Annotated in this window: 15 protein-coding genes; 13 read left to right on the top strand and 2 right to left on the bottom strand. The window is 39.0% G+C overall.

Features of this window, described 5'->3' with window-relative positions:
• Nucleotides 1-27: 27 nt before the first annotated feature.
• Nucleotides 28-1,584 (bottom strand): 2-isopropylmalate synthase, encoded by a 1,557-nt coding sequence (leuA, locus tag ACUXZ4_RS09095; RefSeq protein WP_464972884.1) that lies wholly within the window; start codon nucleotides 1,582-1,584, stop codon nucleotides 28-30.
• 550 nt (nucleotides 1,585-2,134) lie between these two features.
• On the opposite strand from leuA, the gene ccmA reads away from it, so the two are divergent.
• The 11 genes from ccmA (at nucleotide 2,135) to pilW (ending at nucleotide 10,702) form a co-directional block, all read left to right on the top strand.
• Nucleotides 2,135-2,773: a cytochrome c biogenesis heme-transporting ATPase CcmA gene (ccmA, locus tag ACUXZ4_RS09090; protein WP_464974027.1), complete on the top strand. Its 639-nt coding sequence runs from the start codon at nucleotides 2,135-2,137 to the stop codon at nucleotides 2,771-2,773.
• Nucleotides 2,770-3,435: a heme exporter protein CcmB gene (gene ccmB / locus ACUXZ4_RS09085; protein ID WP_464972883.1), complete on the top strand. Its 666-nt coding sequence runs from the start codon at nucleotides 2,770-2,772 to the stop codon at nucleotides 3,433-3,435. Before ccmA ends, ccmB begins: the two co-directional genes overlap by 4 nt.
• A gap of 16 nt (nucleotides 3,436-3,451) precedes the next feature.
• Entirely contained in the window at nucleotides 3,452-4,183 is a 732-nt protein-coding gene (locus tag ACUXZ4_RS09080) for a heme ABC transporter permease (protein ID WP_464972882.1), read from the top strand.
• A 45-nt stretch (nucleotides 4,184-4,228) separates the two neighbouring features.
• A complete protein-coding gene (gene ccmD, locus ACUXZ4_RS09075; RefSeq protein WP_464972881.1) occupies nucleotides 4,229-4,432 on the top strand; it encodes a heme exporter protein CcmD in 204 nt (67 codons plus the stop codon).
• Complete coding sequence (gene ccmE, locus ACUXZ4_RS09070; protein ID WP_464972880.1) at nucleotides 4,429-4,959, top strand: cytochrome c maturation protein CcmE; 531 nt, start codon at nucleotides 4,429-4,431, stop codon at nucleotides 4,957-4,959. Before ccmD ends, ccmE begins: the two co-directional genes overlap by 4 nt.
• Nucleotides 4,956-6,902, top strand: coding sequence for a heme lyase CcmF/NrfE family subunit (locus ACUXZ4_RS09065; protein ID WP_464972879.1), 1,947 nt, complete (start codon nucleotides 4,956-4,958; stop codon nucleotides 6,900-6,902). The genes ccmE and ACUXZ4_RS09065 overlap by 4 nt, the downstream gene beginning before the upstream one ends.
• A 44-nt stretch (nucleotides 6,903-6,946) precedes the next feature.
• Nucleotides 6,947-7,492 (top strand): DsbE family thiol:disulfide interchange protein, encoded by a 546-nt coding sequence (locus ACUXZ4_RS09060; protein ID WP_464972878.1) that lies wholly within the window; start codon nucleotides 6,947-6,949, stop codon nucleotides 7,490-7,492.
• Entirely contained in the window at nucleotides 7,492-7,959 is a 468-nt protein-coding gene (locus ACUXZ4_RS09055; RefSeq protein ID WP_464972877.1) for a cytochrome c-type biogenesis protein, read from the top strand. Before ACUXZ4_RS09060 ends, ACUXZ4_RS09055 begins: the two co-directional genes overlap by 1 nt.
• Nucleotides 7,956-8,864 (top strand): c-type cytochrome biogenesis protein CcmI, encoded by a 909-nt coding sequence (gene ccmI / locus ACUXZ4_RS09050; RefSeq protein WP_464972876.1) that lies wholly within the window; start codon nucleotides 7,956-7,958, stop codon nucleotides 8,862-8,864. The genes ACUXZ4_RS09055 and ccmI overlap by 4 nt, the downstream gene beginning before the upstream one ends.
• A 141-nt stretch (nucleotides 8,865-9,005) precedes the next feature.
• A complete protein-coding gene (gene rlmN, locus ACUXZ4_RS09045) occupies nucleotides 9,006-10,121 on the top strand; it encodes a dual-specificity RNA methyltransferase RlmN (RefSeq protein WP_464972875.1) in 1,116 nt (371 codons plus the stop codon).
• Between the two features lie 53 nt (nucleotides 10,122-10,174).
• On the top strand, nucleotides 10,175-10,702 hold the full coding sequence (pilW, locus tag ACUXZ4_RS09040; protein ID WP_464974026.1) for a type IV pilus biogenesis/stability protein PilW: 528 nt from the start codon (nucleotides 10,175-10,177) through the stop codon (nucleotides 10,700-10,702).
• A gap of 23 nt (nucleotides 10,703-10,725) precedes the next feature.
• On the opposite strand, the gene cysZ is transcribed toward pilW, so the two are convergent.
• Nucleotides 10,726-11,577 (bottom strand): sulfate transporter CysZ, encoded by an 852-nt coding sequence (gene cysZ, locus ACUXZ4_RS09035; protein ID WP_464972874.1) that lies wholly within the window; start codon nucleotides 11,575-11,577, stop codon nucleotides 10,726-10,728.
• A 133-nt stretch (nucleotides 11,578-11,710) separates the two neighbouring features.
• Here cysZ and zipA point away from each other — a divergent pair, with 133 nt between their 5' ends.
• Together zipA and ligA are read left to right on the top strand one after the other, a co-directional pair.
• Nucleotides 11,711-12,667, top strand: a complete 957-nt coding sequence (zipA, locus tag ACUXZ4_RS09030; RefSeq protein ID WP_464972873.1) for a cell division protein ZipA — start codon at nucleotides 11,711-11,713, stop codon at nucleotides 12,665-12,667.
• Between the two features lie 77 nt (nucleotides 12,668-12,744).
• Nucleotides 12,745-14,766, top strand: coding sequence for an NAD-dependent DNA ligase LigA (gene ligA / locus ACUXZ4_RS09025; protein ID WP_464972872.1), 2,022 nt, complete (start codon nucleotides 12,745-12,747; stop codon nucleotides 14,764-14,766).
• The last annotated feature ends 18 nt before the right edge of the window (nucleotides 14,767-14,784 follow it).

Below are 14,784 nucleotides of genomic sequence, written 5' to 3'. Positions count from 1 at the left end.
AAAAGTGCGGTGCGTTTTTTGCAAGTTTTATACGCCAGTAATTTTATGTAATTTTAAATCGGCCACTTTTTGTGAACGATAAATGGCGTTTATCGCATGGATCAAGGCTCTTGCCGAAGATTCCACAATATCTGTTGCTAAACCAACACCATGGAAACGTCTGCCTTCGTGCTCGACTACAATATCCACCTGTCCTAATGCTTCCGCACCTTCGCCTTTAGCGGTTAAGTTGTAGTTTAACATTTGAACTTGCATGCCTGTAATAGATAAAATCGCACTATAAACAGCATCTACCGGGCCATTACCACTACTTGCCACTTGGCTGATTTTTTTGTTGTCCAATTCCACTTGCACGAAAGCGGAGGCGGGTAAATGGCTGATACATTGAGACGTAATCACATCTAAGGCTAAGCGATCTTCATCGCCTTGCTGCATATCAATAAAGGCAAGGGCTTCTAAATCATAATCGAAAACTTGTCCTTTTTTATCGGCAAGTTTCAAGAAGGCGGTATAAAGTTTATCCAAATCATAATCTGCTTCGGTATAACCCATATCGTTCATATGCCCTTTCACTGCTGCGCGTCCAGAACGTGCGGTTAAATTCAATTTTTCTTTTTTCAAGCCAATACTTTCTGGTGACATGATTTCATAGGTATTTTTATTTTTTAACACGCCGTCTTGGTGAATACCAGAAGAATGAGCAAAGGCATTTGATCCCACAATAGCTTTGTTTGGTTGAATTGGCATATTACAAAGTTGGCTGACCATTTGGCTAACACGATGAATTTCTTGTGTATTAATACGCGTATCCAAACCATTAAACATATCTTGGCGCGTTTTAATTGCCATTACGACTTCTTCCAATGCAGTGTTACCAGCTCGTTCGCCAATACCATTAATGGTACATTCAATTTGTCTTGCACCATTTAAAACCGCGGTTAAAGAATTTGCTGTTGCCATGCCCAAATCATTGTGGCAATGCACAGATATAATGGCTTTATCAATATTTGGTACGCGGTTGACGACGTCTGCAATAATGCTGCCATATTGAGTTGGCAAGCAGTAACCTACGGTGTCAGGGATATTTACTGTTGTCGCTCCTGCATTGATAGCGGCTTCTACAATTCGGCAAATATTGTCAATCCCTGTGCGGCCTGCATCTTCACAAGAAAATTCTACATCATCTGTATAGCCTCTGGCGCGTTTTACTGCAGCAACAGCCATTTCAACCACATCATCAAAACTACGTTTTAATTTGGCTTCAACATGTAATGCAGAACTAGCAATAAAGGTGTGGATGCGGAAAGCTTCAGCCACTTTGAGCGCTTCATAAGCAGCATCAATATCTTTGTCAACAGCACGAGACAGGGCGCAAACACGACTATTTTTTATATTTTCAGCAATGGTACGAACAGATAAAAAGTCGCCCTCTGAGGAAATAGGAAAACCGACTTCCATAACATCTACGCCTAATCGCTCTAAAGCAAAAGCAATTTGTAATTTTTCTTTTACAGTTAAGCTCGCTTTTAAAGCCTGTTCGCCGTCGCGCAATGTGGTATCGAAGATAATAATGTTGTTTGCCATATGATTGTCCTTTCAAAAGCAGTTAGACGTTAATATTAAGGTTCATTAGGTATAAAAAAACCCGAACTTTGTTATAAAGTGCGGGTTTATGAATTTTATGCTTTTTCTTTCATCCACAACTTAACCGCACAAGGAATGTGATAATCGTAAGTTGAGGAGAAGAGAAATAAAGTTAAACATAAAAATCAGCTAATAAAATAAATGAAGTGGTTTTTATATTACTGGTAAAAATATTGCTGTCAAATGTTTTTTTAGATAAATATCTTGGTTTTTGTTGCTTGAGTTTGCCTTAAATTATACATAAATCTATTTTGTTTGTTTATTTTGGTATTTTATTTTGTGATTTGTTGTTGTTTAATTTTTATGTTTTATGATTTTATCAAATTCAAGTATCTGATTTTTTTTTCACGTTAATGTTAAAAACTTGTGCTAAATCAATAAACACTATAATCCACCTCTAAAGAGGTATGCTTTGCGAGGCGATAGAATTATACGTTACGCAAGGCTTATGATAGAATTGCGACGCTTAATTAATGTTAGGGACAGTAAAATGGTGAATAGCCTAGAAATTGAACAACTTGCTTGCCAACGTGGTAGTCAAATTCTTTTTACCGATTTGACATTGCGCTTTCAATCAGGCGATTTTGTGCAAATAGAAGGGCATAATGGTATTGGTAAAACCAGTTTACTGCGTATTTTAACGGGATTGGCTCAGCCTTTGGCCGGAAAAGTGCGGTGGAATTCTGAACAGATTTCCCATTGTCGAGAAGAATATTATCATCAATTATTGTATTTGGGCCATTCCGCTGGGGTGAAACCTGAATTAACCGCTTGGGAAAATTTGAAATTTTATCAAGGGGTTAGTCATTGTCATCAAGGTGATGAGATTGTATGGCAAGTCTTAGAAAAAGTAGGATTACTAGGACGAGATGATATTGTGGCAAGTCAGCTTTCCGCAGGGCAACAAAAACGCATTGCCTTAGCAAGATTATGGCTTTCTAAAGCGCCACTATGGATTTTGGACGAACCTTTTAATGCTATTGATAAAAATGGTGTTAAGACATTAACAGAATATTTTGAACAACACTGCGAACAGGGTGGAATGGTGATTTTAACCAGCCATCAAGAAGTGCCGAGCGATAAATTACAAAAAGTGCGGTTAGATTTATATAAGTTTTTAGAACAATGATATTTATTGAAATAATCCAACGCGAATTGCGTATCGCAATGAGAAAACAGGCAGAGATTTTAAATCCGCTTTGGTTTTTTTTAATTGTTATTACGCTTTTTCCGTTAGTGATTGGCCCAGATCCGAAATTATTAGCGAAAATTGCACCAGGAGTGGCTTGGGTGGCTGCGTTGCTTTCTGCATTGTTGTCATTTGAACGTTTGTTTCGTGATGATTTTGTAGATGGTTCCTTAGAGCAACTATTGTTATTAGCGCAGCCGTTGCCTTTAACGGCTTTAGCGAAAGTGATTGCTCATTGGTTATTAACGGGGCTGCCTTTGATTTTATTATCACCTATTGCTGCCTTATTATTATCTTTGGAGCAGCATATTTGGTGGGCATTGGTACTAACCTTATTGATTGGTACGCCAGTGTTGAGCTGTTTAGGGGCGATTGGTGTTGCCTTAACCGTTGGGTTGCGTAAAGGCGGTGTGTTACTGAGCCTTATCGTATTACCTTTATTTATCCCAGTATTAATTTTTTCTGCCGCAGTATTAGATGCGGCAACCTTGAATTTACCCTATGATGGTCAATTGGCTATTTTAGGGGCAATTTTAGCGGTAGCAGTAACATTATCACCTTTTGCCATTGCTGCGGCGTTACGTATTAGTTTAGATCAATAATAAAAGGAACTTGAGTATGTGGAAGTGGTTACACCCTTACGCTAAACCTGAAACACAATATCATTTATGTGGCAAATTTGTTCCCTTTTTTGCGTTCTTAACCCTTGTGTTATTAGGTGTTGGTACGGTTTGGGGATTGGCTTATGCGCCAGCAGATTACCAGCAAGGTAATAGTTTCCGCATTATGTATATCCATGTGCCAGCAGCGATTTGGTCCATGAGTTTATATGTATCCATGGCGATTGCTGGGGTTATCGGTTTGGTATGGCAAATTAAACAAGCGCATTTGTCAATCATCGCCATGGCGCCGATTGGAGCAGTATTTAACTTTTTAGCCTTAGCAACAGGTGCCATTTGGGGTAAACCAATGTGGGGAACTTGGTGGGTTTGGGATGCTCGCTTAACCTCGTCGTTAATTTTATTCTTCCTTTATTTAGGTGTTATGGCACTTTATTCCGCTTTCCAAGATCGTAGCACAGGTATGAAAGCTGCAGCGATTTTAAGCATTGTTGGTGTGATCAATATTCCAATTATTCACTTCTCAGTGGAATGGTGGAATACCTTGCACCAAGGCGCAAGCATCACAAAATTTGAGAAACCTTCTATTGCGACACCTATGTTAATTCCGCTGATTTTCAATATTTTTGGTTTTATGGCAATGAGTATTTGGTTGACTCTAGTACGCTATCGCAATGCCTTATTGCAAGAAGATATGAAACGCCCTTGGGTAAAAGATTTGGCGAAATAAAAGGTAAAAGTGCGGTGAAAATTTGAATCGTTTTTGGAGATAAAAATGTTTTTTGAAACTTGGGCAGATTTTTTAGATATGGGGGGCTACGGTTTTTACGTGTGGTTATCCTATGGCATTTCTTTTGTTGCTATCGCATTTTTGGCGGTGCAAAGTTATCGTGGGAAAAATGCAATTTTACGTGAAGTTCGTCGTGAACAAGCACGTGAACAGCGTTTACAATCAAATAAAAGTGGGAGTGGATTATGAACCCAAGACGTAAATCAAGATTAACTGTTATTTTATTTGTGCTTTTTGGCGTAGCGATTGCGACAGGATTAGTAACCTATGCTTTACGTTCAAATATTGACTTATTCTATACGCCTTCTGAAATTGTAAATGGTAAAAATGATGATCCAAGCCAAAAACCAGAAGTGGGACAACGTATTCGTGTTGGCGGTATGGTTGTGGAAGGAACGGTTGAACGTGATGCGAAAAGTTTGAAAGTTAAATTTGACTTAAATGATGTTGGTCCTTCCATTACTGTTGAATATGAAGGCATTTTGCCGGATTTATTCCGCGAAGGGCAAGGCATTGTGGCGCAAGGCGTGTTAAAAGCTCCTACTTTGCTGGAAGCAACAGAAGTGTTAGCAAAACATGATGAAAATTATGTGCCGCCTGAACTAGGTGATCAAATGAAAAAAGCACATCAACCTATGGGCATTTCAGATGCGGATCTGAAAGGTGAAAGCGATCGCGATAGAAATGATAAAGCGATGCAAGAGGGTAACAAATGATTCCTGAACTAGGTAATTATGCTTTAGCCTTAAGTTTAGCTGTAGCAATCTTACTTGCGATTTTTCCATTATGGGGCGCAGAAAAAGGTCACACACAATTAATGTCTTTGGCTCGTCCAATGACGTATGCCTTATTTATTGCATTAACTGTGGCATTTTTAGCCTTATTTTATGCTTTTGCTGTCAATGATTTTACAGTGCAATATGTGGTAAATAACTCTAATAGCCAATTGCCTTTGCGTTATCGTTTGTCTGCGGTTTGGGGATCTCATGAAGGTTCTCTCTTGTTGTGGATTTGGTTATTAACTTTTTGGGGTGCTGCAGTTGCTGCTTTCAGTAAACAATTACCACAAGAGGCTGTTGCTCGTGTATTGGGTATTATGGGCATTGTGAGTATCGGCTTTCTTGTTTTTGTGCTCTTTACCTCAAATCCATTTACCCGTACTTTCCCTAATTTCCCCGTCGATGGACGTGAACTTAATCCTTTATTACAAGATGTAGGCTTAATTTTCCATCCGCCTTTACTGTACATGGGCTATGTGGGTTTTTCAGTGTCTTTTGCCTTTTCTATTGCTTCTTTAATGACAGGAAAATTAGATACAGCTTGGGCGCGTTGGTCACGTCCTTGGACAATGGCTGCTTGGGTATTCTTAACTCTTGGTATTGTATTAGGCTCTTGGTGGGCATATTACGAACTCGGCTGGGGTGGCTGGTGGTTCTGGGATCCCGTTGAAAATGCTTCATTAATGCCTTGGCTTGCTGGTACCGCATTATTACATAGCTTAGCGGTCACTGAAAAACGTGGTTCTTTCAAAGCTTGGACGGTTTTATTATCCATTCTTGCTTTTTCCTTATGTTTATTAGGCACATTCTTAGTGCGTTCAGGCATTTTAGTATCGGTGCATGCTTTTGCTTCTGATCCTACGCGTGGTTTATATATTTTAGCGTACTTAATTGTCGTAATTGGTGGCTCTTTAACGTTATATGCGATTAAAGGTAGCCAAATTCGTTCGCGAGATAATGCTGAACGTTATTCACGCGAAACCATGTTACTTCTAAATAATATCTTATTAATGACCGCACTTGCGGTGGTATTTTTAGGCACGCTATTACCATTAGTGCATAAGCAATTAGGTCTGGGCTCAATTTCTATTGGAGCACCATTTTTTGATCAAATGTTTTTGATTATTTGTACGCCATTTGCTTTATTATTGGGTATCGGCCCTTTAGTTAAATGGCGCAGAGATCAATTTTCAGCTATTCGCATGCCCGTAGTGATTAGTGTCATCCTGATGGCAATCGCTGGATTTGTATTGCCGCTGTTGTTGCAAGATAAACTCACTGTGAGTGCAATTCTTGGTGTCATGATGTCAGTAATTATCTGCGTTTTAGCATTATATGAATTGAAATTACGCACAACGGAACGTCATTCATTCTTTGTGGGAATCAGCAAATTATCTCGTTCTCAATGGGGCATGACGTTGGCGCATTTAGGTGTTGCCATGACAATCTGGGGCATTGCATTCAGCCAAAATTACAGCATTGAACGTGATGTGCGCATGAATGTGGGCGATAGTGTTCAAATTGAAGATTATCGATTCCAATTCCAAGGCATCAGCGATGCCAATGGTCCAAACTATGCGGGCGGTAAAGCACAAGTGGATATCTATTTGCATGATAAATTGGAAACAACCTTATATGCAGAGAAACGTTTTTATACTGTCAGCAAAATGACTATGACTGAAGCTGCAATTGATTGGGGATTTAGTCGAGATCTCTATGTGGCTTTAGGCGAAAGTCTTGGTGATGGTTCTTGGGCATTACGCTTATATTACAAACCTTTTATTCGTTGGATTTGGTTTGGTGGTTTATTTATGGCATTAGGTGGCTTGCTCTGTATGTTCGATCGCCGTTATCGTTTTAGTAAACTCATTAAAGCGTAAGGCTGACAATTGGCTTACATATTGATAATTGGATATGAATGAGTATGAATAAAAAATTATATCTTCCTCTTATTATTTTCTTTGGATTGATTATTGCTTTCTTTGTGCAGTTACAACGCAATGCACAAGGTGAAGATCCTAAGGCTTTGGAAAGTGCGTTAATCGGTAAAACGGTGCCAAGTAAAACGCTGTACGATTTATTTGAGAATAAAGCGGTGGGCAATGAGATTTTTCAACAAGGTCAACCTATTTTATTAAATGTATGGGCGACTTGGTGCCCAACTTGTTATGCGGAACATCAATACTTAAATCAACTTGCACAACAAGGCATTGTGATTATTGGTTTAGATTATAAAGATAACAATGAAAAAGCGATTAAATGGTTGAAAGACTTAAAAAATCCGTACCAAATCGTACTAAAAGATGAAAAAGGCTCTTTTGGTTTGGATTTAGGTGTCTATGGTGCGCCAGAAACCTTCATTATTGATGGAAAAGGCGTTATTCATTATCGTCATGCTGGTGATGTGAACGAAAAAGTCTGGAACAATGTCTTAAAACCGATTTATGACAAATTGGCGGAGCAAAAATAATGAAAAAATGGACCGCACTTTTTACTTTGTTTATTAGTGTTTCTGCTTTTTCGGCCATTGATGCGCTAAATTTCCAATCTACGCAGCAAGAGGAAGACTATCATTCATTAACTCAGCAGTTACGTTGTCCACAATGTCAAAACAATAATATTGCGGATAGTAATGCCACGATCGCTGTTGATATGCGTGGCAAGGTGTTTGAATTATTGCAGGAAGGGAAAAGCAAACAAGATATTGTGGATTACATGGTTGAGCGCTATGGCAATTTTGTCACCTATAATCCACCGATTACGGCTGCCAGCATTTTGTTATGGATTGTGCCTGCTATTTTAGTGTTATTGGGTTTGTTTATGGTATTGCGCCGTCAGCCTAAAAAACGTAATGCTAATATCCAAACAGATACTTCCTTAAGCGAGAGTGAAAGTCAACGCTTACAATCCATTTTAAATGATAAGGAATCATTATGATGTTATGGTTAAGTATTGGATTACTGACCTTAGTAATTGCCTTAATTTGTTTCTATCCTTTGTTGAGAAAGGCACAGCCACAGCAACAAACAGAGCGTGATCAACTCAACAAAGCGTTTTATTTAGATCGTTTAAAAGAAATTGAACGAGATCAACAACAGGGTTTAATTGAAAATAGCGAGCAGATCAAAACGGAATTGCAGCAAACCTTATTGCAAGATATTCCTGCTCAATCTGAACTGAAAAATGCCACAAAATCAGTGAGTAAGCTTTGGTTTGTTACAGGATTATTTAGCCTAGCCATTATCGCGGGCGTGACCTATTTCAAATTAGGCGCTTGGCAAGCGCAAGATATGTTGGCGAAATCCTACGAAAAATTGCCTTATTTTTATGAGCGAGTGAAGGAAGAAGAAACAAATCCACTTTCTGAACAAGAAATGCAGCAATTTTCCACCGCACTTCGTATGAAAGTGCAAAAAGAGCCAAATGATGCGAAAAGTTGGTTTTTATTGGGACAACTTGGCATGGCAATGGATAATGGCCAATTGGCATTGGACAGCTACGCAAAGGCACATCGCTTAGATCAAGAAAATACCCAATATAAATTGGCTTATGCTCGAATTTTAATGTTTTCTACTGATGAAAGTGAACGTAGTCAGGGGGAAGAATTGCTCAAACAAGTAATTCGTCAGGATCATACCAATATGGATGCTTTAAGCTTGCTGGCGTTTCGTTATTTTGAGCAAGAAGATTACAAAATGGCGATTGTTAGTTGGGCGATGATGTTGAAATTTATGCCAGAAGATGATCGCCGACGTGCATTAATCGAGAAATCTATTCGTTCAGCACGTGATGCCTTAGAAGAGCAGCAAGAAGAAAAGAAAAAAACGATCACACCACAATAGTTTTGTGATCAACATTCCAAAAAGTGCGGTGTATTTTTGCATTATTTTGTGAAATTGATAGATTAAAAGGGCGGAAATCGGTAGAATGTCGCCCTTTTATTATGTATAAACAATGCCGTAAGGTGTAATAACGGGGCAAAAATGTCAGACAAAATTAACTTAATGAATCTCACTCGCCAACAAATGCGCGAGTTTTTTAAAGAATTAGGCGAAAAACCGTTTCGTGCAGACCAATTAGTCAAATGGATTTATCATTTTGGTGAAGATAATTTCGATAATATGACTAATTTAAACAAACAGTTACGCGAAAAATTGAAATCTGTGGCGGAAATTGTTGCGCCAGAAGTTGCGGTAGAACAGCGTTCTTCTGATGGTACGATCAAATGGGCAATGCAAGTGGGTAACCAACAGGTTGAAACTGTGTATATTCCAGAAGGCGATCGTGCGACTTTATGTGTTTCTTCACAAGTGGGCTGTGCATTGGCTTGTACTTTCTGTTCAACGGCACAACAAGGATTTAACCGAAACTTAACGGTCTCTGAAATTATTGGTCAAGTATGGCGTGCGTCTAAGATTCTAGGTAATTTTGGTGTGACAGGCGTAAGACCGATTACTAATGTTGTTATGATGGGAATGGGCGAGCCATTACTCAATGTGGCGAACGTCGTGCCTGCAATGGAATTAATGTTAGATGATTTTGCTTATGGTTTATCAAAACGTCGTGTCACTTTATCTACGTCAGGAGTTGTGCCTGCGCTAGATAAATTAAGTGAAATGATTGATGTGGCATTAGCGATTTCATTACATGCACCAAATGATGAACTGCGTGATGTGTTAGTACCAATTAACAAAAAATACAACATTAAAATGTTAATTGATAGCGTAAATCGTTATTTAAGTGTTTCTAATGCGAATCATGGCAAGGTAACCATTGAATATGTTTTGCTCGATCATGTGAATGATGGAACGGAACATGCGCATCAGTTAGCAGAAGTGCTTAAAAATACTCCTTGTAAAATTAACTTGATTCCTTGGAATCCGTTCCCTGAAGCGCCTTATGCAAAAAGTTCTAACTCTCGTATTGATCGCTTCCAAAAAACATTGATGGAATATGGTTTAACTGTGATTGTTCGCAAAACGCGTGGTGATGATATTGACGCAGCTTGTGGGCAATTAGCGGGCGATGTGATTGATAGAACAAAACGTACTGCTGCTAAGAAACAGTTTGGTGAAAGTATTGATATAAAGGTTCAATAAACCCAGAATGAAGGCGGTTTATTGAGTTATTCACTCCATTTAAAGTAGAGAAAATAATGAAATTTAGACCGCACTTTTTATGCTCATTTCTATTGCTTGGCTGTGTATCACAGGTGCCACAAGTGGACTTTGATACGCAACAAGCGGCAAAAGCTCGAGTGGAATTAGCCTTAGGTTATTTAGCTCAACATCATTATGAACAAGCCAAACAGAACTTGGACAAAGCCCTTAACTATGCACCAAATTATTACTTAGTGCATTCCGCATTAGCGTATTTTTATCAACAACAAGGGAATATTCAGCAAGCGAGAGCTTCTTATATTAAAGCCATTGATTTAGATGACAAGCAAGGCGATGTGCATAATAATTATGGGGCTTTTTTATGTTCTCAAGCAGAATTTCAAGAGGCATATCAACAATTTGAATTGGCATTAAATTCACCAAATTATTATCGCCAAGCCGATAGTTATGAAAATAAGGCATTATGTGCTTTAGCGGCAAAAGACCAAGCCCTTTATCAACAAAGTTTATCGGAACTTGCTAGAATTGATCCGAAAAGAGCAGATAAAATTAGACAGTAGCCTAGTTGAACTAGGCTATTTTTTTATAAGCTCAGATCGGTATTAGATCGAGGAATGATATCTTTCCCCTGACTACCATTGATTTCCGTTGAAACTGCGGTGGAATTTTGAGTTGTTTTTGTGTTTCTTTGATATAGCGTTGGGCGGTAAGTTTCGACCCACATTGCTGTTGCACCGCAAACAGCAATAGGAATTACCACTAAATTGATAATGGGGACAAGGGTGCAAAGCGAAACCAAGCCGCCAAAGGTTAAACTTTGAATTCGGTTTTCTTTTAATTTTGCGTGCATGGTCGGAAAAGCAATTTTGTGGTTATCAAAGGGATAGTCACAATATTGAATTGCCATCATCCAAGCGGCAAATACGAAGCCTAAAATGGGAACGATTGTTTGTCCTAAAATCGGCATAAAACCAAATAAAAAAAGCGCAATATAGATCGGTAAACTATAAAGTAATTTTTGCCATTCTCGTTTCAACATTCTAGGAATATCTCGGACAAAATCCGCCATAGTGACATCAGCGAGATTTTCGCCTGTGAGCATTTTTTCTACTTTTTCTGCTAATAAGCCGTTAAAAGGTGCAGCAATAAAGCCGGATAGCATGGTAAATGAAAAATAGAAAAACACGAGAATCATGCCTAAGGACATGATAAACATAATGGAACTAAGCCATTCCAACCAAGAAGGTAAAAATCCCATTACCCAATCGATCATGCCACTGATTTGAGTGATGAATAGCCAAAATAAGCCAATCATTAATAGGATATTCAGCAGAATCGGCATAATGACGAATCGGCGTAGCCCTTTTTGTTTAATCAAATTGTAGCCCATTAGAAAATAATGAACTCCCGATTTGATTTGCTGTTGATCTAACATAAGTGTCCTTTTCAATAAATGCGAAGATGACTTATAAAGTGCGGTTAAAAAAAGCAAATTTCAAGATCCATAACATGAATAAATATGGTAAGCTAACGATTATTTTAGCTGCAATGAAGTAGGGCATTTTGCAATGGATCTTAATACAATTTTAATTATCTTAGGTATTTTGGCGTTAATCGGGTTAGTCGCACATGGTATTTGGGCGAATCGTCGAGAAAAATCGCAATATTTTGATAATGCAAATAATTTTAATCGTGGCAATGTGCCTGCTCAAGCTACCGCAACACCTGATTTTCCTGTTAAGGAAGAAGTTCAGCCGGTTCAATCTATGCCTTTTCAGCAACCAGAAGTTGCGTCTCAACCATCTCCGATGCCTGTTGCTGAGTCTGCAGATCAAATAAAAATTACGTTGCCTAAGGCAGATCATAATACAAGAAGCCAAGCAACAGAGACCTATGTGTACGAGCCAGAAATTAAGAAGCCATCGGCAAATATTGCAGAACGAACCTTAGCAGAAATGGCAGAATATGCGGACTCTGAAGAAGGTATTGATATGTCTAATGAACAGTTGCGCGTTGAATTAAGGGAGTCCTCGCAATCAATGTCTTCGCCTATTTCGAATGCCAAATTACAACAACCCGTTGAAAATGAATGGTCTGTGCAACAGGAAGAACCTGTACAAGAAACCGTAGCGAAAGAGTTTATTATGCTGTATGTGGTGGCGGCAGAAAATAGCCAATTCCAAGGCCATACTCTTGCTCATTGTTTAGATAATTTTGGCTTTGTGTTTGGTAAAGGTGATTTGTATCATCGTCATGTGGATACGGTGGCAAGTCCCGTTATTTTTAGTGTAGCAAATATTAATCAGCCAGGTACTTTCAATCCTTATGGTATGCAAGATTTTACCACAGTGGGCATTGCGCTATTTATGCAAGTGCCTTCATTGGTTGGAGATGAACGCACGAATTTACGCATGATGATTCAAACAGCGAAGAATCTTGCTGCTGAGTTAGGTGGCTTTGTCTTAACGGAGCAACAAGAATTATTAGATGAAAGTGCAGAACAACTTTATTTATCTCGTGTTTAATTCGCGATAAAATAAGCCAAAATTTAACCGCACTTTAATTTAAAGTGCGGTTTATTTATTCAAGTTTAGGAAAAAGAATGACAGATATAGCTCAACAAATTGCTTCATTGCGTGAACAACTTCGTTATCATGAATATCAATACCATGTTTTAGATGATCCTAAAATTCCTGATAGCGAGTATGATCGACTTTTCCATCAATTAAAGCATTTAGAACAACAACATCCTGAATTAATTACGGAAAATTCGCCTACGCAACGAGTTGGTGCCAAACCATTAACGAACTTTGCACAAATCACCCATGAAATTCCCATGCTTTCTTTAGACAATGCGTTTTCTGATGAAGATTTCCATGCTTTCGTGAAACGTATTCAGGAGCGTTTGTCGGGGCAAACTAAAACATTAGCATTTTGTTGTGAGCCAAAATTAGATGGTTTGGCTGTAAGTATTTTATATGTTAATGGTATTTTAACTCAGGCAGCAACGAGGGGAGATGGTACGACTGGAGAAGATATTACTGCTAATATTCGTACGATCCGCAATATTCCATTACAGCTTCTCACCGATAATCCGCCTATACGTTTAGAGGTGCGGGGCGAGGTCTTTATGCCGCAGGCTGGGTTTGAAAAATTAAACCAACAAGCCTTAAGTAAAGGGGAAAAAACATTTGCGAATCCGCGTAATGCAGCAGCAGGATCATTACGTCAGTTAGACCCTCGCATTACCAGTCTGCGTCCATTACAATTAAATGCTTACAGTATTGGTGTAGCGGAAGGGGTTGAATTGCCAAATACCCAGTATGAGCGTTTGCAGTGGTTAAAATCATTAGGAATTCCTGTAAATAACGAAATTCAATTGTGTGATGGTGTTGAAAATGTCTTGAATTTCTACCGCACTATTCAGCAAAAACGCCCAACGTTAGGTTATGACATTGATGGTACGGTGTTAAAAATCAATGATATTGCGTTACAACAGGAATTGGGATTTATTTCAAAAGCGCCACGTTGGGCTATTGCCTACAAATTCCCTGCGCAGGAGGAAATGACTGTACTAAATGACGTTGAATTCCAAGTGGGACGAACAGGGGCAATAACGCCAGTGGCGAAATTAGAGCCTGTTTTTGTTGCGGGTGTAACTGTAAGCAATGCAACCTTACATAATGGCGATGAAATTGAGCGTTTGGATATTGCCATTGGCGATACGGTCATTATTCGTCGAGCTGGCGATGTGATTCCTCAAATTGTTGGTGTTGTGCATGAACGTCGCCCCGCGGATGCGAAAAAAATCCAATTCCCAACCCATTGCCCTGTTTGTGATTCCGCTGTTGTGCGTATTGAAGGAGAAGCCGTTGCGCGTTGTACTGGCGGTTTATTTTGTGATGCGCAACGTAAAGAATCTCTCAAGCATTTTGTTTCTCGTAAAGCTATGGATATTGATGGTGTGGGCGCCAAATTGATTGAACAATTAGTAGAGCGAGAACTTATTCACACGCCTGCAGATTTATTCAAATTGGATTTGTTTGCCCTTATGCGTTTGGAACGGATGGGGCAAAAATCAGCACAAAATGCCTTGGATAGTTTGGATAAATCGAAGAAAACTACGCTTGCTCGTTTTATTTTTGCTTTAGGTATTCGTGAAGTTGGCGAAGCAACCGCATTGAATTTAGCGAATTTCTTCAAAAATTTAACCGCGCTTCAGCAGGCTGATATTGAACAATTACAAGCGGTGCCAGACGTTGGGCAAGTTGTTGCAAATCATATTTATGTCTTCTGGCGTGAGGAACATAATTTAGCGGTGGTGAATGATCTCATTGCGCAAGGGGTGCATTGGGATGATGTGGAAGTCAAAGAAACGCAGCAAAATCCATTGTTAAATAAAACCGTTGTTTTAACGGGAACCTTAACAAAAATGGGGCGTTCTGAAGCGAAAGAATTATTGCAATCTTTTGGTTGTAAAGTGAGCGGTAGTGTATCTGCGAAAACAGATTTAGTGATTGCTGGTGAGGCTGCCGGTTCAAAATTAAGTAAAGCACAAGAATTAGGGATCGAAGTGTGGGATGAAGGGCGTTTCTTAGACTTTGTTCAACAATATTCTGCCTAAAGTGCGGTGAAAATTAGG

Source organism: Reella acinonychis, from assembly GCF_052828705.1.
This window is presented reverse-complemented; position numbering and strand designations above follow the sequence as displayed.

Excerpts from the sequence above, each read along its gene's own strand:
- rlmN (WP_464972875.1), top strand. The coding sequence starts at position 9,006 with ATGTCAGACAAAATTAACTTAATGAATCTCACTCGCCAACAAATGCGC.
- cysZ (WP_464972874.1), bottom strand. The coding sequence starts at position 11,577 with ATGTTAGATCAACAGCAAATCAAATCGGGAGTTCATTATTTTCTAATG.
- ccmB (WP_464972883.1), top strand. The coding sequence starts at position 2,770 with ATGATATTTATTGAAATAATCCAACGCGAATTGCGTATCGCAATGAGA.
- zipA (WP_464972873.1), top strand. The coding sequence starts at position 11,711 with ATGGATCTTAATACAATTTTAATTATCTTAGGTATTTTGGCGTTAATC.
- ACUXZ4_RS09080 (WP_464972882.1), top strand. The coding sequence starts at position 3,452 with ATGTGGAAGTGGTTACACCCTTACGCTAAACCTGAAACACAATATCAT.
- ccmI (WP_464972876.1), top strand. The coding sequence starts at position 7,956 with ATGATGTTATGGTTAAGTATTGGATTACTGACCTTAGTAATTGCCTTA.
- ligA (WP_464972872.1), top strand. The coding sequence starts at position 12,745 with ATGACAGATATAGCTCAACAAATTGCTTCATTGCGTGAACAACTTCGT.
- ACUXZ4_RS09060 (WP_464972878.1), top strand. The coding sequence starts at position 6,947 with ATGAATAAAAAATTATATCTTCCTCTTATTATTTTCTTTGGATTGATT.
- leuA (WP_464972884.1), bottom strand. The coding sequence starts at position 1,584 with ATGGCAAACAACATTATTATCTTCGATACCACATTGCGCGACGGCGAA.
- ccmD (WP_464972881.1), top strand. The coding sequence starts at position 4,229 with ATGTTTTTTGAAACTTGGGCAGATTTTTTAGATATGGGGGGCTACGGT.
- ACUXZ4_RS09055 (WP_464972877.1), top strand. The coding sequence starts at position 7,492 with ATGAAAAAATGGACCGCACTTTTTACTTTGTTTATTAGTGTTTCTGCT.
- ccmA (WP_464974027.1), top strand. The coding sequence starts at position 2,135 with ATGGTGAATAGCCTAGAAATTGAACAACTTGCTTGCCAACGTGGTAGT.
- ACUXZ4_RS09065 (WP_464972879.1), top strand. The coding sequence starts at position 4,956 with ATGATTCCTGAACTAGGTAATTATGCTTTAGCCTTAAGTTTAGCTGTA.
- ccmE (WP_464972880.1), top strand. The coding sequence starts at position 4,429 with ATGAACCCAAGACGTAAATCAAGATTAACTGTTATTTTATTTGTGCTT.